We start from the raw sequence: 22,804 nt of genomic DNA on the forward strand, positions 1-22,804 counted from the left end.
GCATGGACGCCACCGGCGGCCCGTTCGCCAAGCAAGCCAAGCAGCTCGGCCTGCGCGCGAAGGTGCTGGCTGGCGACGGCGTGTGTACGGATAAGCTGTCGGATCTGGCTGGCGACGCAACCGACAACATCGTCTGCTCGGAAGCCGGTATGGCGCTCGAGAAGATGGCTGGCGGCCCGGCGTTCCTCGCCAAGTATCAGAAGCGTTTCGGTCAGCCGATCCAGATTTACGCTCCGTTCACGTATGACGCTGTGTACATCATCGTCGACGCTATGAAGCGTGCGAACTCGACCGACCCGGCGAAGATCCTGGCAGCCATGCCGGCGACCGACTACAAGGGTGTGATCGGCGAAACCACGTTCGACTCGAAGGGCGACCTTCAACACGGCGTGATCTCGCTGTACAACTACAAGGGCGGCAAGAAGACGCTGCTCGACGTAGTGAAGATGTAAAAACCGCATGACCGAAGACAGCTTGGGTTGTCTTCGATCAAGCAGTTAAAAGGCACGCGCGCCGCAAGGCTCGCGTGCCTTTTCTTTTGTGCATCTGCGTGCGAGGCTTGCGGGTTTGAGAACTTCGTCTGGAGAACACCGTGACCACTGAGATCCGTTCGATCGATAATGGCTGGCGCCGCTGGATTGCCGAGAATCTGCTGCTCGACGCACCGCCGCCCGCAGTGCACGGTGCGCTGGTCGGACACGGGTTCGACCCTGCCGAGGCGGTGCGCGAAATCGAGGCAGCGCTCGCGAGTCCTTACTTTGAGGGCGCGGCGCGCTTGCGCAATCGTTTGCGCAAGCGTGAATGGATATTGTCGGTGTACGGCACGCTCAATCGCATGCGCACGCAAAGCGGCGCGATCGAAAGACGCGAGCGTCTTTCGCGTGACGAGTTCTTTGAGCAGTACTACTTTCAGAACCGGCCGGTCATCATCACCGGCGCTTTCGATTTCTGGCCGGCGCGCACGCAGTGGCGTTTCGATTACTTTCGCGAGCGTTGCGGTGACTGCGAAGTGGAGGTGCAGTTCGGTCGCGAGTCGGATGCGAATTATGAAATCAATCAACCGAAGCTCAAGCGGATGATGCGCTTTGCCTATTATGTCGATCTCGTCGAGCGCAGCGGCCCGACAAACGATTTCTACATGACCGCCAATAACACCTCGCACAATCGCGCGACACTCGCTGCGTTATGGCCCGATGTGCCGACTATCGGCGAATATCTCGACCCCGGATCGCCCGACACCGGCTTTTTCTGGATGGGGCCCGCTGGAACGAAGACGCCGTTTCATCATGATCTGACCAATAACTTCATGGCGCAGATCATCGGCCGCAAGCGGATCAAGATGGTGCCATTGTCCGATACGCCTCATATGGCGAACTATCTGCATTGCTTTTCGCAGGTAGATGGCAGCGCGATCGACTACGAGCGTTTCCCGTCGATGCGCGAGGCGCATTTGATCGAATGCACGCTGGCGCCCGGTGAATTGCTGTTTCTGCCGATCGGCTGGTGGCACTACGTGGAAGGACTCGATGCATCGGTGACGATGACGTACACCAATTTTCTTCAGCGTAACGACTTCTCGCGCAATTACGTCACGTATCACGAGCTTTAATAAGCAGATCGATGCGTGGCGCTTCCAGTTCTGTCTCTCGTTGCGGCGATAAAAAACGGCGAGCCGGTTGAGCCGGCTCGCCACTCCCTTCGGCGTTTGTTTGTCGCGCCTTTATTTGCTGTCGTTATTGGTGTTCGTCACTTCTTCGCCGCCAGACCGCTTAGACCGCCGAGCAGGCCGCCGCCCGTCGAGCCGCCTGCCGAGCTCGCCGTACTGGTCAATGCGCCGGTGACGGTGCCCAGCAGGCCGGTGATCGGCGCAAGCGGGCTGCTGGCACCGCTGGTGCCACCCGGACCCGTAGCCGACCCGAGCGTGCCTGTCAGCGACGACACCGCCGACGCCACCGGTGCAAGCGGGTTGCCCGAACTGCTACCGCCGCTGATACCGCCGAGACTGCCGGTCACCGTGCTGAGGACGCCTGTCAGCGGTGCAAGGGGGTTGCCCGAACCGCTACCGCCGATGCCGCCGAGACTGCCGGTCACCGTGCTGAGGACGCCGTTGAGCGGTGCAAGCGGGTTGCCCGAGTTGCTACCGCCGATACCGCCGGTCACTGTGCCGAGGATGCCGGTGAGCGGTGCAAGCGGGTTGCCCGAACCGCTACCGCCGCCGATACCGCCAAGGCCACCGGTCACCATGCCGAGGATGCTAGTCAATGGCGCAAGCGGACTGCCCGAGCCACTGCCGCCCGGATTCAGAATGCCCGTGAGGCCGCCGAGCGGGTTGCCGCTGCTCGAACCGCCCGCAGTCAGCAGGCCGCCGGCGGAGGTGACGGTATCGCCGAGTTTGGTCACGACATTGCCGAGGTTCTGGCCGATCGGATTGCCGGTCGCGCTGCCGACCGTGCTGCCCGCGCTGTCGAGGCCATGACCGATGGTCGACAGCAGACCATTCAGCGGTGCACCGAGACCGGTCGTGTCGCCGACGGTTTGGGTCGTTTGGGCGAGCGTGCTTGTGATCGGCGTGATCGCGGTGCTGACAGTTTGCGTGACTTGCTGGATGGGGCCGTTCGTCAGTTGCGAGCTGAGTTGCGTGCCAAGGCCGCTGACTGCGTTGCCGACCGTCGAGACAGCGCTGCCGAGTGGCGTGGTCAGCGGACTGAGCGGCGCGGTCGGGCCGCTGCCGAGACTCGTCACCAGTTGACCGGCGCTGTTGACGGCTTGCCCTGCGTCGGAAACCAGGTTGCCGCTGCTTGCCAGCGTCGTGCCGAGCGGATCTTTGGAATTGCCGAGCTGGCCGAGGCCGCTCGCCGCACCTGTACCGATTGCAGTGACGCCGGCGCCGAGATTCGAGACGACGTTGCCGAGGGCGGTGGTGCTGGCCGGGTTCGCGCCGGGAATCGGCGTGAGACCGATCTGGCTGCCGACCGCGGAGACCGTTTGACCGGCTGCGGTGACCACATTGCCGGTGTTCTGGACGACCACACCGATCGGATTGGCGCTGGTTGGGGTTGGTGTGGGCGTCGGCGTCGGAGTGGGCGTCGGTGTCGGAGTAGGGGTCGGCGTGGGTGTCGGACTAGGCGTCGGCGTTGGAGTAGGAGTCGGCGTGCCGCCGCCTCCGCCGCTACCTAAACCAGGTCTGGTCAACGTGCTTCCGCATCCGGTCAGCAAGATCATCGACGACACGCACATGGCGATCGCCGACAGTTTGAAATTGCGATTCATGGTCCGCTCCCCCGTAATTTAGAAAATGCTGGGAGCTAACTGCAAGGCCTATGCCATCTGCGTATGAGCGGCAAAATAGCGAAATAAGTGTTTGTTAATCAATGGGTTGCGCGTTACCGCCCGAGGCGGTGAAAGGGCTGATCCCGCCGATGTGGCGAGGAACACATCAGCGTGCAGCCCTCGCGTAACGTAACGTAAGGTTGTGGGTTTTCGTATGGCAGGGCGCCCGTCGATGCAACAGCAGCGCGCGTCTGCGTCAGATCTTCAAACGCCGCAGCACCTTCGGACCCGCCATCGCGATCGCCGCCGCGCACACGGCCACCACGGACAAGCCGATCGGCAAACTGGTCACCTGCGTCACCGCACCGATAATCACCGGGCCAAGCAGCAGCCCGAAGTACGCCAGCCCGGCGACATGCGCGAGCCCTTCGGCCGCATGAATACCCTTGACGCTCGCCGCTGCCGCGAACAGCACGGGCATCATGTTCGCGAGCCCGAGGCCCATGAGCGTGAAGCCAATCAGCGCGGCGACCGGATGCGGCAGCAGCAGTGCGCCGACCATTCCCGCACAGGCAAGCGATGCGCTTGCCATCACCAGTTGCGGTGCGCCGAAGCGGGCACGCACGGCGTCGCCGGCGAAACGTGCCGCCGCCATGCCGCCTGAAAACGCCGCGTAGGCCGCGCTCGCGAGGGCAGGCGTGGACAGCACGACGTCGCGCATATAAACGGTAGCCCAGTCGTACATCGCGCCTTCGGCGATCAGCGCGACAAGTGCCATCGCGCCGAGCGCCCACAAGGCAGGCGATCGCCAGCGGTTTGCGCGGGGTGTGGCCGCGTCGGGATGTTCGGCATGCGGCACGTGAGGCAGTACGGAAGGACAGGCGGCGATCAGCACCAGCGCGCTGACTGCCGCAGCCAATGCGAGATGCAGCGCCGGCGCCATGCCACGCGCCAACAAGGCGCCGCCCGCCGCCGCGCCGAACATGCCGCCGACGCTGAACATGCCGTGCAGTGACGACATGATCGGCTTGCCGAGCGCCTTCTCGACAGCGCTGGCTTCCGCGTTCATCGCGACGTCGAGCGTAGCCATGCCCGCGCCGAAGACGGCCAGTACGATCAGCAGCATCCAGTAAGCCGGCACGATCAGGATCAGCGCCGCACACACGGTCATGACCAGACCGCCCGTCAGGCAGGCGCGGCGCGTGCCGACCCGCGCGATCCACGAAGCATTCGCCGCCATGGCGCCGATCGAGCCACCGGCCACGGCCAGCAGCGCGAACGATAACAGCGCCGCGTTCAGATGGAAGCGGTCGCGCACGGTGGGCACATGCACGCCCCACGACGCGTACATCATGCCGGCGATGAAGAACACCGCCATCGTGGCAATGCGGGCACGCTTCCGTGCGGTGTCGGAGAGATCGCGATGGGCGGCGGGGAGGGTGGCGAATTCGGAGGAACGATCGGACACTGAGATCTCGTGGGAGAGCGAACGCGGGGGAAAGCGCGTTGAAAGCGGAATTTTCGATTCTAACGAAGCGCGCTGTCTTATGCTTGGCGCGAATGGGCCCAGCGCCTACGATTGTTCGGCTGCACGCGAAAGAGGCGGGGCGGCTCGACGGCGGTGTGCCGCGCTGTCGCCGCGGTGTTGCTGATTCAACCGCGAGCTTGTGGTCTGTCTTGTCTTAGATATTGGTGTTGCTATCGCGGCCCGGCATCCGCCGCTCATCCATCGAGGAACGCGCACTTGAATATTCCCGCTCACGCTCCGCTGCATCTGCTTCATGGTGCCGCTATCGGTACGCTCGCAACTCACGCGCGTCAGCCAGAGGGTTTTCCTTATCCTTCGGTGCTGCCGTTCGCACCGGACCCGCAGCATCGCCCGACGATCCTCGTGAGTCGGCTCGCCGAGCATACGCACAATCTGCACGCCGACCCGCGGGCCGGCTTTCTGGTAGTCGACGCACCGGATGGCGACGTATTGAGCGGCCAGCGCGCTACCTTGCTCGGCACGTTCGAACCGGTCGACTCGAGTCCCGACGTCGTGCAGCGCTATTTGCGCTATCACCCGGACGCGGAACGATACCTGGTGCTCGGCGATTTCACCTTCTGGACCATGAGACTCGAGCGGTTGCGCTACATCGGCGGCTTCGGCGCGATGGGCTGGCTCAGCGGCGCCGAGCTCGATCCATTGCCGTCACTCGGCGTCGAAGAAGAAAACACATTGCTTGGACACTTCGCCGCACCTTCCTCCGGCACCAGGAAACTGGAACTGCTCGGCGTCGATCGATATGGTGCCGATCTGAAGGTAGACGGCGCGCGCACCCGTTTTGCCTTCGATGACGCCAAACTCAATAGCGAAACCTTGCGTGCCGCGCTCGAGGAGTGCGTCCAGCGCTACGCTAATTAAGTCTGGATTGCTGTTTCGGGAAAACACTCATGCCGCAATAACAGTGAGAGCAGCTGTCCGAATATGCTCCGAGGTTTCATCTTGAAGCTTTCATGGGATGAAATGTTGGCGGCCGCTTTCTATCTTAAATTTCATTTTTTGATAGTTAATTTTGCAATTACTGATCCGCGACCCCGGTTTTCAGCAAAATACGAAATTATTCGGTGAAAGGGTTGGACGTAACATCGGGCCTGCCAGAAATTTTTTGAAACGAATTGAGATTAATTTTACGAAGGCGCTTTTGTAGTCTTTCTATTTTGTGTTAGTCTCGCCATCAAATTCCGAGGCATGAACACCTTCAAAGGGCAAGCTGGCTTAAGACTGGCAGTCATTTATCTAAACCACAAAGGGAACCTATGTCGTCCTACAAGGAACTACTCGCACAGCGCGAGAAGCTCGAAAAGCAGATCGAAGAAGCAAAGTCGCGCGAATACGCAGAAGTGTTGAATGAGATCAAGCAGAAAATGGCCGATTACGGCATTTCGCTGACTGAACTCGGCGGCGGCCGTGGTGCCAAGGCTGCTAAGGCCGGTCGTCCGCGTGCAGGCGTCGCACCGAAGTATCGTGACCCGGATAGTGGCAGCACCTGGTCGGGCCGCGGTAAGCCGCCGCGCTGGATCGCAGGTCTGGATCGCGAGAAGTTTCTGATCCAGAAGTAATACCAATAGGCTCAATCAGGGGCGCTGATAGCGTCCGCTGGTGCCTGAAAAAGCCGCGTACCGTCCAGGGCGCGGTTTTTTTATTTGTCTATGCAAATTGCGGTGACGCTTTGTCGCACGCGCGCCATGAAACTGGAGCGCGAGTACCTTGTTTGGATAAGAGGATGATTTGAAAGGATTTTTTGTAGACTACTCCGCGTATATCAAGATGCGCTGGGGAGAACGCAAGCATTGAACTATTCACTTCGTTTCTCAGCGATGTCTTTCACCGCTGCCGTCCAGTTCGTCAAGAAACATCACGTCGCGTGAAAAAGTACTTTTGTCAGTATTGTGCTCAACACGTTGCTGATGGGACTACAAATCGTCATTGGCGTGTTTACCCATTCGCCGGCGTTCATCACCGACGATATCAATTCGTAAGCTGATCTAATTCCGATTTTGTCGTGCTAATCGCTAATCGGCATAGCGGCGCCAAGCCCGACGCGGATCATATTTCCGGACATTGTCACTTTGAAACAGTTGCTTCATTATTTTAAGGCGCGCCGCTGATTGTGGTTCGCGTTGGTATGTTGTGGCCGAACGGGCGTCACAGCTTCTCAGTGTCGCCGCGCCGGCATCAAGGCATCTATCCCGCACTAAACCCCCGGCTTCAATGCGCGCGGCATTACAGCGGCAATTGCGTATCGAACTTGATTTCGCGCAGCACCACGCTCGTGCGCACTTGTGCGACGGCGGGAATCTTGAAGATGCGTTCGTGCAGAAAGCTGTCGTACGCCTTGATGTCCGGTGCGACGATCTTGAGGATGTAGTCGGATTCGCCGGTCGTGCTGTAGCACTCGGTGACCTCCGGGCAGGTGGCGATCTCCCGCTCGAACTGTTCGACTCCGCCCTCGGTGTGGCGAGTGAGGTGGATATGCGCGAGCGCGCAGACATGTAGCCCCAGCTTTTCGCGATCCAGCAACGCCGTGTAGCGCTGGATTACCCCGGATTGCTCCATATCCTTGATGCGGCGCCAGCATGGGGTGCTCGACAGGCCGACCTGGTCGGAAATCTCTTGCACGGACCGGCGTGCGTCCAACTGCAGCAGGCGCAGGATTTTTTGAGAGAACGTATCGAGTGTCAACTGCGCCTCCGTTGGCGTCGCCTTATCAACGCATGGTAGAGGGCGCGAAAACGAAACGCAATGTAAAACGGCCCCGGCGAGGGAATTTACCTAATTTGCCGGTTCCTCGGTGGTGTTTTGTCCTGAGCCGTCCCCATCTTTACCGGCCGCCAGCGTGGCCGCCTGAACAGCGCGCAGGTCCTTGAGCATGTTGCAGAAAAGCGCGCCCTGTTCGATCGCGTCGTCCAGTGCGACATGCGTGTGCGGATGTTCGTCGAACCAGTGCTTCGGGAAACGTGGCTTGATGTTCTTGCGGTACGGCAGGCCGGTTAATGCGAAGGCCAGTGTCTTGATATCGAGCGCCGACCACGAAAACGGGCAGCGACCGACAAACCGCATCATGTACCAGAACATATAGGTGAAGTCGAAACCCGCCGGCATCGCCACGAACACCGGCTTGCCGGGCAATGCCTCGACCCATTCGACATAGGCCGTCAACGCGGCTTGCGGATCTTGCAAATCCTTGCGGCAGGCTTCCCATGCTTCCGGCTGCGTCTTCCACCACGCTTCCTGCACGGGATGCGGCTTGGCGCCGTCGAGCAATTCCAGATTCGCGGAGAAGGTGGCGATGAGCTGCTTGTCTTCCGTGTAGGCGGCGGAGGCGAAACTGAGCATTGAATGCGGACCGGGAATCGGACCGTCTGCTTCCACATCGGTGCTCACATAGATTTCGCTGCTCATGCTTCCACCCCATCGGCGACATACGGATTCGTGCGACGTTCGGCACCGAACGTCGAGGTCGGACCGTGGCCGGGAACGAAGGTGACGTCGTCGCCGAGCGGCCAGAGCTTTTCGCGAATAGCGCGCACCAGATCGGCGTGATTGCCGCGCGGAAAATCCGTGCGTCCGATCGACCCGGCGAACAGCACGTCGCCCACCAGCGCCAGCCGATGCGCGCGGCTGAAGAACACCACATGACCCGGCGTATGGCCGGGGCAGTGGTAGACCTCGAGCGTTTCGTCGCCGAACTTCACGGTTTCGCCGTCTTGCAGCCAGCGGTCCGGCTCAAACGCCTCGGCGGCAGGAAAGCCGAAGCGGGTGCTTTGGTCCGGCAGCTTGTCGAGCCAGAAGCGCTCGTCGGGATGCGGACCTTCGATCGGCACGCCGTAATGCGTGGCGAGCGTCTTCGCGCCGGCACAGTGATCGACGTGGCCATGCGTGAGGAACACTTTTTCGACCGTCACGTTCTGGCGCGCGATTTCGCCCTGGATGACATCCAGGTCGCCGCCCGGATCGACGACGGCCGCGCGTCCAGTGGCCTCGCAAACGAGCAGCGAGCTGTTTTGCTGGAACGGCGTGACGGGGATCAAGGTGACTTTCATGGCTGACGGCGCCGCTGGAAAAACGTTGATTGTACCGGCGTCTCGTCGACGCTCGTTGAGGGCGCTAAAGCCCCGCAGTAGCGCGCTTTCAGCCGCCCATTTTTGCAGCAGGCGTGAAAATTCATCAAGGTTTTCAGGCGCTTGTCATCCCAAAAATTTCTTTTGGGTATAATGCACTCCATGCACAAGAAATTGTGCATGCCACACGGCGATGCGTCCCCATCAAAAATGGGCACGCGAATCGCCACTCAAGTATGGGCTGTCGTGCTTTATCGGCGGCCATCAGGTATCGATGCATTCGATGCACACGTCTTACCCAGCCAGGCGCCGCGCGCCTGCAACGGACTTAAATGCCGTGACGCTGGGTGGGGCCTACGCCGCTGTTCCTGTGCGCTGAGTTTCGCGCGCAAGAACGTGTTTGCCACGTTCGATGGCGGCATGTGGGGTCTGGTCAGGCTGCCGGGGACAGGTTGCGCCAGACGTGAAAATTAACCGTGCGGTAGCGGCTGGGTGAGCCGCGTCCGGGCTTTGACGTACTGCGCTCGTCTGCGCGGCGCGTTGTCGTCCATTGCCGCCGGAGTCGCAGGCAACACGCTCAACTTTTCGCGTGATGCGGCTCGACAATTTGATTGCACGTCTTATGAAAACTCGGTTATCCCGTGGTCTGGGGACTCTTTTTGCCTTTTTTGTGCTGGCCGGTTGCGCCACGCCTCCGGGGGCTGGCAACACCTCCGCAAGCGATGTGCCACTCAGCACGAAAAATGCGCAGGCAGGCTCCTTCGGCCCACTCGCTTTTGGTAGCGCGCCGGCTTCCGACGCAGCCGCCACGAGCACGCCGCTGGCCGACGCCAAGCCGCTCACTGACGAAGGTTCGAGCATTTCGGACTTTCAGCAGACCGGCCGCGCCTCATGGTACGGCCGCGGTTTCCATGGCCGCCGCACCGCCAATGGCGAGCGCTACGACATGCACGCGCTGACTGCGGCACATCGTACGTTGCCGCTCGGCTCGTATGTGCGCGTGACCAATCCGGCTACGTCGCGCTCGGTGATCGTCCGCATCAACGACCGTGGCCCATATGCGCGTGGCCGCGTGATCGACCTCTCCATGGCCGCTGCAAGCGCGCTCGACATGCGCCATGCCGGTACCGCGCGCGTGACGATCGAAGGTTTGTCACCGCAGGAAGCACGCGCGGAGCTTAACGAAACGCTGGCGTCGAACTCAGGGTCGACCGCGGAGAAGTGATGTAACGGCCGCGGGCGCGCTGCAGGCGCGTGCGTGACGCCCGGCTGCACGGAGGCAACGCATACCGTGTTCGCTGCAAGATGAAGGGCCGTGTTGTGAATGGCACCCCAAAAGTTGGATATCGATCCAGCCCTCGGGGTGTTTTTCATGGCGCGGCCTTTTTTTGTTCATCTGCGGCGGTTGGACGCAGCTCGTGCATTTCTTGCTGCCGCAGATCACCGCCCGGTTTATTCCTCGCCTTTCTTCAGCGCTAAAGCGCGCGTATACAGTGCGTTGCGCGAAGCGCCCGTGAGGGTCGCCGCAACTTTTGCCGCGCTGCTCACCGTCAACTCTTCCAGCAGGATGCCCAGCAACGCGTCGTGATCGTGTTCGCCGACGGCCGCCGGCTGCGCGCCTTCCACCACCAGTACGAATTCACCGCGTTGCCGGTTCGGATCGGCGGCGAGCCACGTTGGCCCTTCGGCCAGGGTGCCGCGGTGCAACGCTTCATGTAACTTCGTCAATTCGCGCGCGATCAGCAGCTTGCGTTCGCCGCCGAATGCGTCGGCCAATGCCTGCACCGTTTCTACGATCCGATGTGGCGCTTCGTAGAACACCATCGCATGCGGATGGCTCGCGAGCGGCTGCAATGCCGCGGCGCGTGCCTTTGCCTTCGGCGGCAGGAAGCCGAGGAACGAGAACGTCGCGACCCAGTCGCCGGCTGCGCTCAACGCTGTCGCGAGCGCGCTGGCACCAGGCAGCGGAATGACTGGAAAACCGGCTTCGCGCACCGCGTCGACGAGTTTCGCGCCGGGGTCCGAGATGCCGGGTGTGCCCGCATCGGAGACGTAGGCCACGCGTTCGCCCGCTTGCAGATGCTCGATCACGCGCAGCGCCGCAGCGCGCTCGTTGTGTTGATGAACTGCGACGAGCGGCTTCGAGATGCCATAGCGCGCGAGCAGTTGGCCCGTGTTGCGTGTGTCTTCGGCGGCGATCCGGTCCACCAGTCCGAGCACATGCAACGCGCGCAGCGTCACGTCGGCGATGTTGCCGATGGGCGTGGCCACCACATACAGCGCGGCGGCAGGGTACTGCTGCCCTTGCGCGAGTTCGGAGAGAGGAGTCATGAGGCAGAAGACGCAGACAGACAGAACGAGGCCGCCATTGTGCCATGCAGCGGCACGCGAACCGGGCGGGATGCGGCCACCCGGCCCGCCGCACAACTTTTCAGGAGCAACCGGGTCCAAACTCGTCGGCGCGGCTTTCGAGGCGCGTGCGATGGAATTTTTGCAGCGGCAGCGTTTGCGCTTCGTCGCGCGCAATGTGCTGTGCCGTGGCGGTGAAATCGATCTGGTGATGCGCGACCGTGACGGCGCGCTGGTGTTCGTGGAAGTGCGAGCGCGTGCACAGAAGTGTTATGGCGGCGCGGCGGCGAGCATCGGCTGGCAAAAGAAGCAGCGCATCGTGCGGGCCGCGCGCCATTATCTGGCGACCCGCAGCAGGCACTCGCATGATGAGCCTGCGTGCCGTTTCGATGTGATCGCGTTCGAAGCGGGCCGGCTCGTGTGGCTGCGCGACGCATTTCGCGCCGACGAAGTCTGAGGCGACGCGCGGAGAACAGGCATGAGTGCGATAAACTTGCGCTCGCGTGCGGGCCTCGTGAACCACGCCGGCATACAGGACGCAGTAAGGAAGCAGCGCACTTCGCCATGTATTCTGCGCGCTCATACTGTGTTGCCGGGATGGTTCGTCGGAGCGGCACGACCTTGCAATACGTCTTCACAACACGGCCGCGCACTGCGGTTCCTTCGCGGTAGAAAATAGAGACTCGATGTCAGTCGAACGCATTCAACAACACTTCCGCGACAGCGCGGCAGTCAAACTCGAAGCCCTCGAAACCCTGTCGGTGCCGATCGCCGCCGCGATCGATACGATGTTCGCCGCGCTCGCCAACGGCAGTCGCATTCTGGCGTGTGGCAATGGCGGCTCGGCGGGCGACGCGCAACATTTCGCGGCCGAACTGATCGGCCGCTTCGAGCGTGAGCGCCCGGGTTTGCCGGCGATCGCGCTAACCACCGACACGTCCGTGCTCACCGCCATCGCCAACGACTACTCGTTCGAGCAGATTTTTTCAAAGCAGGTGTGGGCGCTCGGTCAGACGGGCGACGTGCTGCTCGCCATCACCACGTCGGGCAACTCCGCCAATGTGCTGGCCGCGATCGAAGCCGCGCACGAGCGTGAAATGATCGTGGTCGCGCTGAGCGGCAAGGGCGGCGGCCGCATGCAGGACGTACTGAGCGATACCGACATCCACATTTGCGTGCCGTCCGACCGTACTGCGCGTATTCAGGAAGTGCATTTGCTGACCATCCATTGTCTGTGCGACGGCATCGATGCCATGTTGCTGGGCGAAGACTAAGACTGATTCCGAAGGAGAGCTAGTTGATGAGCGTATTCCGCGTCAAGAAGACACTGGTGAGAACCGTGCTGGTGGTCGGGTTCGCGGCGGGACTGTCCGCGACATTGCAGGGTTGCTTTCTCGCCGTTGCCGGCGCGGCGGGCGGCGGCGCGCTGGTGGCGACCGACCGGCGCACGCTGGGCGCACAGACCGAGGATCGCGAGTTGCAGGTTAAGGCGTTGTCGCAGATCAGCCAGAACTTGCCCGACAACGCGCACGTCAACGTGGCGGTGTTCAATCGCCGCGTGCTGCTGACCGGCGAAGTGGCGGGTGACGTGTCGAAGCAGCGCGCGGAGAGCATCGTGCGTGGTTTGAACAACGTCAACACGATCGTCAACGAACTGGCGATCATGCCGGCCAGTTCGTTCTCGTCGCGCACGAATGACACTTACCTCGAGACGCGCGTGAAGACCGCGTTGATCGCCGAGAAGAATATTTCGGCGAACAACTTCAAGGTCGTGGCAGAGCGCGGCTCGGTGTATCTGATGGGCCTCGTCACGATGGACGAAGGCAATCGTGGCGCCGACGTCGCGAGCCGTGTGCCGGGGGTGGTGCAGGTCGTGAAGGTGTTCCAGTACATCCAGCCGCAGGAAGCGGCGGCGGCTGCCGCGGCAGCGGCGACTCCACCGGTTGCCGCTTCGCAGCCGGACGCGAGCGCGCCGACCGTCGGTGCGATTCCCGATTCGTCGGTCAGTTCGCGTCCGCTCGAACAGCAGCCGCCGGCGCCGGTGACCAATTCGAACTCGGTGCATCCGGGTAATCCGAAGGCGACGGCGCCATGAAGCGGGTCGTTGCTTTGGTTGCCGCTATGTTGACGGTCGGCGCGTGGGCGGGTGTGTTTGCATCTTCCGCGCGCGCGGCCGATGCGCCGCGCGGTCAAATCGTTGCTAGCTCGAATGCCTGCATGGGATGTCACGCGGTGGACCGCAAACTGGTCGGTCCGTCGTTTCAACAGATTGCCGCCAGATACAAGGGCGATGCGCAAGCGCCGGAAAAATTGGCGCGCAAGGTGAAGGACGGCGGTTCCGGCGTGTGGGGCATGATTCCGATGCCGGCGCATCAATCGATGAGCGACACGGACATCCGCACGGTGGTTGATTGGGTGCTGGCTGGTGCGCCCTCCAAGTGATGTTTGGACGCTGGTTTTTGCCGCCTCATGGGCTTGGCAAAACAGAAAATGCTTGTGCTAGAATTGTTCGCACGTTGGGGGGGTAGCTCAGCTGGGAGAGCGTCGCGTTCGCAATGCGAAGGTCGGGAGTTCGATCCTCCTCCTCTCCACCAAGAGGATTCTGTTTCAACACAAAAACCGGCTACGCGCCGGTTTTTGTGTTTCTGGCTGCGGCTTTTTTACGCTGTGCCTTAGCGGTCTCTTTCGCTTCCTGAGCGGAGCGTCGCCCGCCCACAGGCGACGTGTCATCACTAAAACGCCGCTCAGAACTTATCCCACCCGTCGTCCGCGGCCGCACCCACACCCGCAGCCACAGTAGCAAGCGCAGCAACCGGCGCCACAGCAGTAGCCCGCCCAACCCGCCGGGCAGGAACCGCAACCGCAACATCGCGCCGCGGCGCCTCACGCCGCGCAGGCGCAGCCACTACCACCGGCGCAGCATCCTTCACCTGAAAAAACGCCACAGCCTCATTCAATTGTTCGCCCTGGTCTTCCATCGATCGCGAAGCCGCCGCTGCCTCTTCCACCAAAGCCGCATTCTGTTGCGTGACGTTGTCCATCTGGGTAATCGCAAGATTGACCTGCTCGATGCCACGGCTTTGTTCCGTCGATGCCGCCGCGATCTCCGACATGATGTCCGTCACTCGCGCGACCGCCTGGGTCACTTCCGCCATTGTCTTGCCCGCCTCACCGGCAAGCGCGGAGCCGTCGCGAATCTTGTCGACGGAGTTGGCGATCAGATCCTTGATCTCCTTGGCCGCGCTCGAAGAACGTTGAGCCAGGCTTCTGACTTCGCTCGCCACCACCGCGAAACCCCGTCCTTGCTCGCCCGCCCGCGCGGCTTCGACGGCCGCATTCAACGCAAGAATGTTCGTCTGGAATGCAATGCCTTCGATGATGCCCGTGATGTCCGCGATCCTGGTCGAACTATCGCTGATGTCATGCATCGTGTTCACCACCTGATCGACGACCTTGCTCCCCTTTTGCGCCACTGTCGATGCATTGGCGGCCAGCATGCTGCCTTGCTGCGCGTTGTCGGCGTTCTGCTTAACCGTGGAGGTGAGCTCCTCCATGCTGGAAGCGGTTTCCTGCAACGACGCCGCCTGCTGCTCCGTGCGCTGGCTCAGGTCCATATTGCCCGCCGCGATCTGACGCGCCGCGCCGGCGATGCTGGTGCTGCTGTCGCGCACCCGTCCGACGATCGCCGTCAGCCGTTCGTTCATCTCGCGCAAGGCGCTCAGCAGCTTGCTGGTTTCGTCGTTGCCTTCGACGGTGATCCGCGTGCGCAGATCGCCTTCCGACACGGTGCGTGCAACGTCGATCGCAAGGCGGAGCGGTCCGGTCACCGCGCGCGTGATCACCACGCACGCGCTGACGGCGAGCCCCAACGCAATAAGGCAAGTCGCGATCAGCAGATTGCGCTGGCTCTCATAGTGAGCCGTGTATTCGTTGACGATCTGTTCCTGACGCCCATGCGTGTAGTCGGCATACGCGTCGGTCGCCCGAATCAGCGCGGCGAGCAGCGGCCGGCAATGATCGTCCATCTCGACGATTGCTTCGTCGCGCTTGTTGGCGAGCGCGAGATTGACGATGTTGAGCGCAACCGGCCCATAAGCCGCCTCCACACGATTGATTTCGGCGACGAGACTGCGCGCTTTCTCCGACGTGTCGGTTGCGGTCGCGATCATGTCGTTGAGTTTTTTCAGGTCGGTTTGCACGTCTTCGTGCGCGCGCGTCACGTCGGCTTTCTCTACTTCCAGATCCTGCGGTTTGGTCACGAGGACGAGGTTGCGTGCCGCGATCGCCCTGCGGTCCACCGCGGTTCGAACTTGTACCGCCATGTCCGCGCGCGCGTTGATGCCGTGTACGAAGTTGGAAAAACCATCGGTCGAATCGCTCAGCGCTTTCAAGGACAGGCAGGAAACCGCGACGACAATGAAAGACAACATGCCGAAGCCGGCAATGAGCTTGGTCTTGATGGTGAAATGCTTGAGTGTCACGATTTTTTCTCCAATAACGAAACGTTAAAGCGTTCGCAATGGACTCTCAGGTCCGGGCATGGGAGCGTCTATCGGGCTGCCGCTCATTGCGGCAGCCCGCGCGGTTTGCCCTTCGTGCCTTCTGTCAGACGCAGTGGTGCAAGCGCGTCGAACGTTGGGCAACAAATGGGTATCCCATTTACCGGTTATCGGACTGGAGGCTCATGTACTTAAGAAAGCTCGGGTATTTTCTTTATCAAGCTTGCATGCAATGCGCGGGAACGCATCTTTTCCTGCGGTTTTGAATAGATTTCGTCACATGGTGAAAGCCGTCTTTTCGCTTTATGCCCGATGTTGAGCAAATAACCATTGCATCGACACGAACTTCCTGGCGTCGTCAATGTGACGCGCGCGGCGTTGCCGGTGCTGCGAGGGCAGCGAGCCGGCCACATCATCCAGATTTCGTCGGTGGGTGGCCGTGTTGGGATCGCCGGTTTGAGCGCTTATCAGGCGGCGAAGTGGGCAGTCGGTGGCTTCACCGAGGTGATCAGCCAGGAACTCGCGCCGTTCGGTGTCCACGTGACTGCGCTCGAACCTGGCGGCATGAAAACAGAGTGAGGCAACGAGGCGAGCCGCGTGACGCCGGAATTGCTGCCGGACTATGTGCCGTCGGTGGGCGCGGTAGTGGATATGCTGTCTCAGTACCTCGGCAATGAAACCGGCGATCCCGCGAAGGTGGCGCAAGTGGTACTGACGCTCGCGTATCACGATGCTTTGCCGGCCCATCTCCTGCTCGGCAGCGATGCATTGCACTACGCCGGCCAAGGCGACAAGGCGCGCGCTGCAGCGGAGCAAGCGTGGCGAGCAGTCAACGTCGCGACCGACTTCTCCGCACCGTCGCCGTTGCCGGCGTTTCCGGCCACCTCGGCGAAGGCCTGCACACCAATCGACTCCCGCTAGGCGGGCGCAAGCATGGAGCACGCATCATGAAGGTTCTGATATTTGGCGCGACCGGCATGGTCGGACAAGGTGTATTGCGCGAATGCCTGCGAGCGGCCGACGTCGAGGCGGTGCTGACGGTTGGCCGCACCGGCACCGGCCAGCTCGATCCGCGGCTCGTCGAGCTGATTCAGCCGGATCTGATGGACCACCACGCGGTAGAGCCTTCGCTTAAGGGCTTTGACGCGTGCTTTTTCTGCCTGGGCGTCTCATCCGCGGGCTTGTCCGAGGCCGAGTATGCGCGCCTCACCTATGACCTGACATTGGCGGCCGCGCAGACACTCGCCCGTCTCAATCCGCACATGACCTTCGTCTACGTATCCGGCGCGGGTACCGACAGCACGGAGCGCGGCCGCAGTATGTGGGCGCGGGTCAAGGGCAAGACCGAGAACGCGCTGCTACGCTTGCCGTTCAAGGCGGTCTACCTGTTTCGTCCCGGTGTGATCGAGCCGCTGAACGGCGCCCGTTCGAAGACCCGTGGGTACCGGCTGTTCTACGCGGCGGCCAAACCTTTCCTGTCTACTTTGCGCGCGCTATTTCCCAACCACATTCTGAGTACCGAAGACATCGGCCTGGCCATGCTCACGGTCGCGCGCCATGGCGCCGCCAAAGCGGTGCTCGAGGTTGCCGATATCCGCGCGCTCAGTCGCCTCGCGTCGAAGCCGGTGCTCGATTTGCACGCGAGCTGAGTGTGTCCGGCGGGGCGTTGGGTGGATATCCGGATGGCCGAGATGTCGGCCGCCGTTGCGGCGTCTGGTAGGCTACCGGCTCACCGGACGCGCCTTCCGGCAGCGGCCACCTTCTTCACGCGTGTAGGTCAGCGCATTCCCGAATGCAAAACTCATAGTGACACGCCGACCGAACATCGTGATTGCCATCAGTATCGTGGTGGCCAGCGCGATCCTTGCGATCGCGGTCTGGGTATTGGCGCAGATGCGCGATGACGCGTTGCGGCGCGCACAGGACTCGGTTTTCAACGTGTCGTTGCTGATCGAGCGCGACGTGTCACGCAATCTCGAGGTCTTCGATCTGTCGCTGCGGTCGGTCATCGACAGTTTGAAACAACCCGGCGTGCTGGAGCTGCCGCCAGCGATCCGCCAGATGGTGTTGTTCGACGGCTGGGCCGGTGCACAAGACCTCGGTTCGGTCGTGGTGATCGACGCCGCGGGCAACGTCGTGTTCGATTCGCAAGCCTCTCCGCCCCCTCCAGTCAATCTCGCCGATCGCGACTACTTCAAAGTGCAGCGCGACTCGCCGAACGTAGGGTTGTACGTCAGCCATCCATTCATGCCCAGGATCACCGGCAAGGAAGTCAGTATTGCGCTGAGCCGGCGCGTCTCGAAGCCGGACGGCAGCTTTGGCGGCGTGGTGGTCGGCACGATGCGGCTCACTTATTTCAGACGCCTGTTCGCCGGCATGAATCTGGGCGCGGGTGGTTCGATGGCGTTGATGCTGAGTGACGGCACGATGCTGATGCGGCGTCCTTATGATCCTGAGATCATCGGTCGAAGTCTGCTCGGCACCGCGAACTATTCACGTTTCACCGAGCAGCCGAGCGGAAATTTCTTCGGCACCGCCGCGATCGACGGTGTCGAGCGCTGGTACGCGTTCCGCCATATCGAGATGTACCCGCTGATTCTCGATGTCGCGCTGTCGACGCGCGATATCTACACGGAGTGGCGGCATCGCGCGTGGATCATCGGCACGCTGATCGTGGCGCTCGACATAGCGATCATCTCACTCGCCATGCTGTTTTCGCGACGACCACGGCAACCGCGGCAGCGTCGCGCGGCTGCACACTCGCCGCCATAATAATTTCACCCGGGTAATATGTTGCGCTTTATTTTCACCCGGGTATAATTCGACAAATTCATCGATCTGGAGTTTGTCATGACCGTCCATCCTGCTAGCTGCACTGCCTTCGAGGGACATCGTCGCGTCGCCTCAGGCTCGGTGTCCGACGTGGCGCTTGCTCTACGAGCAGTGCTGGCGCGCGGCGAACAGGCCCCTGTACTGATTTTCGACGACACCACGGGTCGTCCGGTCGAACTGGACTTGCGTGGCACGCCTGAGGAAATTCTGGCGCGGCTGGCAAACCAGGCGTCCGCCGAGCAACCCGCGCCCGCCACTGAAGCTGAAGAAGAAGACATCCCGCGCGGCCGTGGCCGGCCCAAGCTCGGTGTGGTGGCAAGAGAGGTGACGCTGCTGCCGCGACATTGGAATTGGCTCAACGCGCAATCGGGCGGCGCTTCGGTTGCGCTACGCAAACTGGTCGAAGCGGCGCGCTCGGCTAGCGAGGACAAGGACCGCAAACGCGCAGCGCAAGAAACGGTGTATCGCTTCATGACTGCACTCGCCGGCAATCTGCCTGGTTATGAAGAGGCAACGCGCGCGCTCTACGCCGGCGATCGAGCGCGGTTTGATCACATCGTCGCAGCATGGCCGGCGGATGTGCGCAGTTACACGCTTCGCCTTGCCGAAGCTGCACTCGTCACGCATCCATAAATTCGAACGTCACTTTGACGAGGGCGATGCCACAAAGTGTATGGACAAAAAAAAGCCGCTCACGCCGGGGGAGCGTGAGCGGTAAGTCGGAGAGTTACAACAACATTGCATGCGCTTACTCATGGGGTGAAACGCAGCAAACAAAGTTTAAGAGTGCGACGCGCCCCGATATATCAGACAAATCCCAATCACCGCGTCAGCCGGCGAAACGCATTCATGTAGCGATCCGGCACCCTCCGGGAGGCATTCCTTACATCATCCTGTCCCGGTTATTCCTGCCATTTGTTGCTTCAGGTCTCTGCTATCCCGCCGTAAAAGAGCTGGGAGCGCCGCCACGTATCTGAGAAATCGCGAAATGCTCGCCATGGCGCGGCGGCGCAATCGTCCGTCAGGACATTTGAAGGATGGTGAGATGAAGTGGTTCGACCGCATGACCGTATTCAGGAAGCTGCTGTTGGCATTTGCCGTTGTGATCGGATTCTGCGTCGTGATCGGCGGGAGCTCGCTGACGACGTTGTCGTCGATGCATGACATCACCGACGCCATCTGCGACCAGCACATGAACGGCCTCTACTGGATGGAAGAGGCCAACCGCCACAAGATCGATTCCGATCTTGCCGCCGCGAATCTCGGCTACGCAGCCGACGATGCCGGCCGACAAAAGCTGAAGGACAGCATCGTCGCATCGCTCAAGGAGATGCACGACGCCTACGACCAGTATCGCGCGACGCTCGCGACCAGCAAGGGTCAGGAGATGTTCGACGAAGTGCTGCGCAAGTCAGCGGTATGGGAAGGCATCGTCCATCAGCAGATCGGCCTCGAACCGATTCCGGCGGGCGTCGACAACAACGAGCTCGTGCGCCGCGCGATTGCGTCGAGCGAGGCGCTGCGCGATCGCATCACGGCGTTGATCGACTATCGCCGTCAGCAAGCCACCGACGCCCAGCAGGAGGCGAGCGCCGGCTATCAGCACATGCGCATCGTGATGCTGGCGCTGGTGGCGGGCGCGATCGCGGCGGGCACACTGCTCGCGACGATGATTGCGCGACGCCTCGCGCGTCAGCTCGGCGGCGAACCGGATTACGCCATGCACATCGCCAACCGGATTGCCGACGGCGACCTGAGCGTGCGCGTCGACACCCGTGCGGGCGACACCGACAGCATGCTGTTCGCGCTGCGCAACATGCGTGAGCGGCTGGCCGGCATCGTGTCGGGCATCAGCGAGTCGAGCGAATCGATCCTGATGGCCTCGGGCGAAATCGCGCAGGGCAACACCGATCTCTCGCAACGCACAGAAGAACAGGCCGCCGCATTGCAGGAAACCGCGTCGAGCATGCAGGAACTGACGTCGACGGTGAAGTTGAACGCCGAGAGCGCGCAGCAGGCCGGCGGCGTCGCGCATGGCGCGTCGGAAGTGGCGGCGCGCGGCAGCGGCCTGGTCGGCGATGTGGTCGAGACGATGCGCGAGTTGGCGGCCGGCTCGAAGCGCATGACCGACATCATCGCGGTGATCGAAGGGATCGCGTTTCAGACCAACATTCTCGCGCTGAATGCCGCGGTGGAAGCGGCGCGTGCCGGCGAAGAGGGACGCGGCTTTGCGGTGGTGGCGGGGGAAGTGCGTTCACTGGCCCAGCGCAGTGCGTTGGCGGCGAAGGAGATCAAGGAGTTGATCGAGAGCTCGACGGCGCGGGTGGGCAACGGCGCGGAACTGGCCGAGCGGGCTGGCCGGACGATGACGGAAGTCACGCATGCGGTGAAGCGCGTGACTGACATCATGGGCGAGATTTCGTCGGCCTCGCAGGAGCAGAGCACCGGCATCGAAGAAGTGAACCGCGCGGTCGCGCAGATGGACGACGTGACCCAGCAGAACGCGGCGCTGGTCGAGCAGGCGGCGGCCGCGGCGGCGTCGATGGCGGACCAGGCCAGGCAGTTGCAAGCGGCGGTCACGGTATTCTCGCTGGACGCGGCGCGGCATGAATGATCGAGTGGTTGATAGGGGTGGGCCCGGCTGATCGCGCAGGTCGTCGTGCGGGTGTGACTGCTTGCGCCGGTGATGGATCGAGGCCGCGCTGCCCGGGCAGATGACCGTGAAGGCGTGAGTACCAGCATCGGTGATGGATCGGGGGAGCGCTGCTCGGGCAGGTGATCGTGAAGGCCTGGGTACCAGCGCCGATGACGGATCGGGGGCGCGTTGCTCGGCTAGCATCGTGAAGGCATGAATACCGGCGCCGGGGTGATGGATCACGGCGGCGCCGTCCATAGCGCCCTTTGCGCGGATTCAGCCGTGCAATGAGTCGCGCTTGCCAGGCCTGGTGGCTCTCCGTACACTCGCGCGTAATTCACCGGCGGCGCAGTTTCCGGCGCCGTTCACTAAAACGCCGACAGAGGAGAACCCCCGCCATGGCCGATTCCTACTTCCCACGCTGGCGCGCCCAGCCGAACGCTGCCGAGGGCCGCATTGTCGGCACCGACGAGCGGCTTGCGTGGCCGCAGATGTTTGCAATGGGTATTCAGCATGTCGTCGCGATGTTCGGCTCGACCGTGCTCGCACCGTTGCTGATGGGCTTTGATCCGAACCTGTGCATCTTCATGTCGGGGATTGGCACGCTGTTGTTCTTCGTGCTGGTGGGTGGGCGCGTACCGAGCTACCTCGGTTCGAGCTTCGCGTTCATCGGCCTTGTGATCGCGGTGACGGGATATGGCGGCCACGGCCCGAACATGAACATTCCGGTCGCGTTGGGCGGGATCATCGCGTGCGGGGTGGTGTACGGGATCATCGGCCTGATCGTTGCGGCGGTTGGCACGAAGTGGATTGAAACGCTGATGCCGCCTGTCGTGACGGGCGCGATCGTCTGCGTGATCGGGCTGAATCTGGCGCCGATCGCGGTGCATGGTGTGAGCGGCAGCAACTTCGATTCGTGGATGGCGTTGGTGACCGTGCTGTGCGTCGGCGCGGTGGCGGTGTTTGCGCGCGGCATGCTGCAGCGTTTGCTGATTCTGATCGGTTTGCTGATGGCGTATGTCATCTATGCGATCGTGACGAATGGACTTGGCATGGGTAAGCCGATCGACTTCGCGATTGTGGCGAATGCTGCGTGGTTCGGAATGCCGCACTTCACGGCGCCGGTTTTCAATGTGCAGGCCATGACGCTGCTCGCCCCGATTGCTGTGATTCTGGTGGCTGAGAATCTCGGGCATATCAAGGCGGTGAGTGCGATGACCGGCCAGAACCTTGATCGTTACGTCGGCCGTGCATTTCTTGGTGATGGACTCGCGACGATTGTCTCCGGTTTCGCCGGTGGCACCGGCGTGACGACTTACGCCGAGAACATTGGCGTGATGGCAGTGACCAAGATTTATTCGACGCTGGTGTTTGTGATTGCGGCGGTTATTGCGCTCGTGTTGGGTTTTTCGCCGAAGTTCGGGGCGGTGATTCAGACTATTCCGGGGCCGGTGCTGGGGGGCGTGTCGATCGTCGTTTTCGGTTTGATCGCGGTGACGGGCGCGCGGATTTGGGTCGTTAATAAGGTGGATTTTTCCGACAACCGGAATCTGATCGTTGCGGCGGTGACGCTGGTGCTTGGGGCTGGGGATTTCTCCTTGAAGCTGGGCGG

22 protein-coding genes, 1 tRNA gene and 2 pseudogenes are annotated in these 22,804 nt (G+C 61.8%); 18 read left to right on the plus strand and 7 right to left on the minus strand.

Annotated elements, in window-relative coordinates:
- Together QOC89_RS19275 and QOC89_RS19280 are read left to right on the plus strand one after the other, a co-directional pair.
- On the plus strand, positions 1 to 452 hold a 452-nt coding region (locus QOC89_RS19275; RefSeq protein ID WP_323046487.1), incomplete at its 5' end, for an ABC transporter substrate-binding protein.
- A 140-nt stretch (positions 453 to 592) separates the two neighbouring features.
- On the plus strand, positions 593 to 1,609 hold the full coding sequence (locus QOC89_RS19280) for a cupin-like domain-containing protein (RefSeq protein WP_323046488.1): 1,017 nt from the start codon (positions 593 to 595) through the stop codon (positions 1,607 to 1,609).
- A 137-nt stretch (positions 1,610 to 1,746) separates the two neighbouring features.
- Here the strand turns inward: QOC89_RS19280 and QOC89_RS19285 are convergent, their stop codons facing one another.
- Both QOC89_RS19285 and QOC89_RS19290 read right to left on the minus strand, forming a co-directional pair.
- Complete coding sequence (locus QOC89_RS19285) at positions 1,747 to 3,270, minus strand: collagen-like triple helix repeat-containing protein (RefSeq protein ID WP_323046489.1); 1,524 nt, start codon at positions 3,268 to 3,270, stop codon at positions 1,747 to 1,749.
- 256 nt (positions 3,271 to 3,526) lie between these two features.
- Positions 3,527 to 4,738 (minus strand): MFS transporter, encoded by a 1,212-nt coding sequence (locus QOC89_RS19290; RefSeq protein WP_323046490.1) that lies wholly within the window; start codon positions 4,736 to 4,738, stop codon positions 3,527 to 3,529.
- A 276-nt stretch (positions 4,739 to 5,014) separates the two neighbouring features.
- On the opposite strand from QOC89_RS19290, the gene QOC89_RS19295 reads away from it, so the two are divergent.
- The 3 genes and pseudogenes from QOC89_RS19295 to QOC89_RS19305 all read left to right on the plus strand — a co-directional run.
- A complete protein-coding gene (locus tag QOC89_RS19295; protein WP_323046491.1) occupies positions 5,015 to 5,677 on the plus strand; it encodes a HugZ family protein in 663 nt (220 codons plus the stop codon).
- A 395-nt stretch (positions 5,678 to 6,072) separates the two neighbouring features.
- Positions 6,073 to 6,375: an H-NS family nucleoid-associated regulatory protein gene (locus QOC89_RS19300; protein ID WP_054037926.1), complete on the plus strand. Its 303-nt coding sequence runs from the start codon at positions 6,073 to 6,075 to the stop codon at positions 6,373 to 6,375.
- 258 nt (positions 6,376 to 6,633) lie between these two features.
- A pseudogene (locus QOC89_RS19305) lies at positions 6,634 to 6,908 on the plus strand (cation transporter); the annotation flags it as partial.
- Positions 6,909 to 7,039: 131 nt separating this feature from the next.
- Here the strand turns inward: QOC89_RS19305 and QOC89_RS19310 are convergent.
- From QOC89_RS19310 to QOC89_RS19320, 3 genes are all read right to left on the minus strand, one after another.
- Entirely contained in the window at positions 7,040 to 7,498 is a 459-nt protein-coding gene (locus QOC89_RS19310) for an Lrp/AsnC family transcriptional regulator (RefSeq protein ID WP_012431468.1), read from the minus strand.
- Positions 7,499 to 7,588: 90 nt separating this feature from the next.
- Positions 7,589 to 8,218 (minus strand): exonuclease, encoded by a 630-nt coding sequence (locus QOC89_RS19315; RefSeq protein ID WP_323046492.1) that lies wholly within the window; start codon positions 8,216 to 8,218, stop codon positions 7,589 to 7,591.
- Positions 8,215 to 8,859: an MBL fold metallo-hydrolase gene (locus QOC89_RS19320; RefSeq protein ID WP_323046493.1), complete on the minus strand. Its 645-nt coding sequence runs from the start codon at positions 8,857 to 8,859 to the stop codon at positions 8,215 to 8,217. The genes QOC89_RS19315 and QOC89_RS19320 overlap by 4 nt, the downstream gene beginning before the upstream one ends.
- 640 nt (positions 8,860 to 9,499) lie before the next feature.
- Between QOC89_RS19320 and QOC89_RS19325 the strand changes: the two genes are divergently transcribed.
- A complete protein-coding gene (locus tag QOC89_RS19325) occupies positions 9,500 to 10,102 on the plus strand; it encodes a septal ring lytic transglycosylase RlpA family protein (RefSeq protein ID WP_416340419.1) in 603 nt (200 codons plus the stop codon).
- 227 nt (positions 10,103 to 10,329) lie between these two features.
- Here QOC89_RS19325 and rsmI read toward each other — a convergent pair whose 3' ends face one another.
- Positions 10,330 to 11,208, minus strand: a complete 879-nt coding sequence (gene rsmI / locus QOC89_RS19330) for a 16S rRNA (cytidine(1402)-2'-O)-methyltransferase (RefSeq protein WP_323046495.1) — start codon at positions 11,206 to 11,208, stop codon at positions 10,330 to 10,332.
- Positions 11,209 to 11,245: 37 nt separating this feature from the next.
- On the opposite strand from rsmI, the gene QOC89_RS19335 reads away from it, so the two are divergent.
- The 5 genes from QOC89_RS19335 (at position 11,246) to QOC89_RS19355 (ending at position 13,820) form a co-directional block, all read left to right on the plus strand.
- Positions 11,246 to 11,683, plus strand: coding sequence for a YraN family protein (locus QOC89_RS19335; RefSeq protein WP_416340420.1), 438 nt, complete (start codon positions 11,246 to 11,248; stop codon positions 11,681 to 11,683).
- A gap of 229 nt (positions 11,684 to 11,912) precedes the next feature.
- A complete protein-coding gene (locus QOC89_RS19340; RefSeq protein WP_323046497.1) occupies positions 11,913 to 12,500 on the plus strand; it encodes a phosphoheptose isomerase in 588 nt (195 codons plus the stop codon).
- 26 nt (positions 12,501 to 12,526) lie between these two features.
- Positions 12,527 to 13,321 carry a BON domain-containing protein gene (locus QOC89_RS19345; RefSeq protein WP_323046498.1) on the plus strand — a complete coding sequence of 265 codons (795 nt, stop codon included), beginning with the start codon at positions 12,527 to 12,529 and terminating at the stop codon, positions 13,319 to 13,321.
- Positions 13,318 to 13,668 (plus strand): c-type cytochrome, encoded by a 351-nt coding sequence (locus QOC89_RS19350; RefSeq protein WP_323046499.1) that lies wholly within the window; start codon positions 13,318 to 13,320, stop codon positions 13,666 to 13,668. Before QOC89_RS19345 ends, QOC89_RS19350 begins: the two co-directional genes overlap by 4 nt.
- Positions 13,669 to 13,744: 76 nt before the next feature.
- Positions 13,745 to 13,820 (plus strand) — tRNA-Ala (locus QOC89_RS19355).
- A 150-nt stretch (positions 13,821 to 13,970) separates the two neighbouring features.
- Here QOC89_RS19355 and QOC89_RS19360 read toward each other — a convergent pair.
- Positions 13,971 to 15,707 (minus strand): methyl-accepting chemotaxis protein, encoded by a 1,737-nt coding sequence (locus QOC89_RS19360; protein WP_323046500.1) that lies wholly within the window; start codon positions 15,705 to 15,707, stop codon positions 13,971 to 13,973.
- A gap of 348 nt (positions 15,708 to 16,055) precedes the next feature.
- Here QOC89_RS19360 and QOC89_RS31915 point away from each other — a divergent pair, with 348 nt between their 5' ends.
- The 7 genes and pseudogenes from QOC89_RS31915 to QOC89_RS19390 all read left to right on the plus strand — a co-directional run.
- Positions 16,056 to 16,304, plus strand: coding sequence for an SDR family NAD(P)-dependent oxidoreductase (locus QOC89_RS31915; protein WP_416340421.1), 249 nt, complete (start codon positions 16,056 to 16,058; stop codon positions 16,302 to 16,304).
- An 18-nt stretch (positions 16,305 to 16,322) separates the two neighbouring features.
- The gene (locus QOC89_RS31920) at positions 16,323 to 16,646 is read left to right on the plus strand and encodes a hypothetical protein (protein ID WP_416340422.1); all 324 of its coding nucleotides are present in this window, start codon (positions 16,323 to 16,325) and stop codon (positions 16,644 to 16,646) included.
- A gap of 26 nt (positions 16,647 to 16,672) precedes the next feature.
- The gene (locus tag QOC89_RS19370) at positions 16,673 to 17,374 is read left to right on the plus strand and encodes an NAD(P)H-binding protein (protein ID WP_323046501.1); all 702 of its coding nucleotides are present in this window, start codon (positions 16,673 to 16,675) and stop codon (positions 17,372 to 17,374) included.
- A 154-nt stretch (positions 17,375 to 17,528) separates the two neighbouring features.
- Positions 17,529 to 18,479 (plus strand): annotated as a pseudogene (locus QOC89_RS19375) (cache domain-containing protein); the annotation flags it as partial.
- A gap of 96 nt (positions 18,480 to 18,575) precedes the next feature.
- Positions 18,576 to 19,190 carry a DUF2239 family protein gene (locus QOC89_RS19380; RefSeq protein WP_323046502.1) on the plus strand — a complete coding sequence of 205 codons (615 nt, stop codon included), beginning with the start codon at positions 18,576 to 18,578 and terminating at the stop codon, positions 19,188 to 19,190.
- 412 nt (positions 19,191 to 19,602) lie between these two features.
- Positions 19,603 to 21,171 (plus strand): methyl-accepting chemotaxis protein, encoded by a 1,569-nt coding sequence (locus QOC89_RS19385; protein ID WP_323046503.1) that lies wholly within the window; start codon positions 19,603 to 19,605, stop codon positions 21,169 to 21,171.
- A 419-nt stretch (positions 21,172 to 21,590) separates the two neighbouring features.
- Positions 21,591 to 22,804 (plus strand): solute carrier family 23 protein (locus tag QOC89_RS19390; protein ID WP_323046504.1); only part of this gene is annotated, 1,214 nt, incomplete at its 3' end.

Source organism: Paraburkholderia sp., assembly GCF_034668105.1.
Lineage (GTDB): Bacteria > Pseudomonadota > Gammaproteobacteria > Burkholderiales > Burkholderiaceae > Paraburkholderia.

Excerpts from the sequence above, each read along its gene's own strand:
- QOC89_RS19370 (WP_323046501.1), top strand. The coding sequence starts at position 16,673 with ATGAAGGTTCTGATATTTGGCGCGACCGGCATGGTCGGACAAGGTGTA.
- QOC89_RS19320 (WP_323046493.1), bottom strand. The coding sequence starts at position 8,859 with ATGAAAGTCACCTTGATCCCCGTCACGCCGTTCCAGCAAAACAGCTCG.
- QOC89_RS19345 (WP_323046498.1), top strand. The coding sequence starts at position 12,527 with ATGAGCGTATTCCGCGTCAAGAAGACACTGGTGAGAACCGTGCTGGTG.
- QOC89_RS19385 (WP_323046503.1), top strand. The coding sequence starts at position 19,603 with ATGAAGTGGTTCGACCGCATGACCGTATTCAGGAAGCTGCTGTTGGCA.
- QOC89_RS19380 (WP_323046502.1), top strand. The coding sequence starts at position 18,576 with ATGACCGTCCATCCTGCTAGCTGCACTGCCTTCGAGGGACATCGTCGC.
- QOC89_RS19350 (WP_323046499.1), top strand. The coding sequence starts at position 13,318 with ATGAAGCGGGTCGTTGCTTTGGTTGCCGCTATGTTGACGGTCGGCGCG.
- QOC89_RS19325 (WP_416340419.1), top strand. The coding sequence starts at position 9,500 with ATGAAAACTCGGTTATCCCGTGGTCTGGGGACTCTTTTTGCCTTTTTT.
- QOC89_RS19340 (WP_323046497.1), top strand. The coding sequence starts at position 11,913 with ATGTCAGTCGAACGCATTCAACAACACTTCCGCGACAGCGCGGCAGTC.
- QOC89_RS19285 (WP_323046489.1), bottom strand. The coding sequence starts at position 3,270 with ATGAATCGCAATTTCAAACTGTCGGCGATCGCCATGTGCGTGTCGTCG.
- QOC89_RS19300 (WP_054037926.1), top strand. The coding sequence starts at position 6,073 with ATGTCGTCCTACAAGGAACTACTCGCACAGCGCGAGAAGCTCGAAAAG.
- QOC89_RS19315 (WP_323046492.1), bottom strand. The coding sequence starts at position 8,218 with ATGAGCAGCGAAATCTATGTGAGCACCGATGTGGAAGCAGACGGTCCG.
- rsmI (WP_323046495.1), bottom strand. The coding sequence starts at position 11,208 with ATGACTCCTCTCTCCGAACTCGCGCAAGGGCAGCAGTACCCTGCCGCC.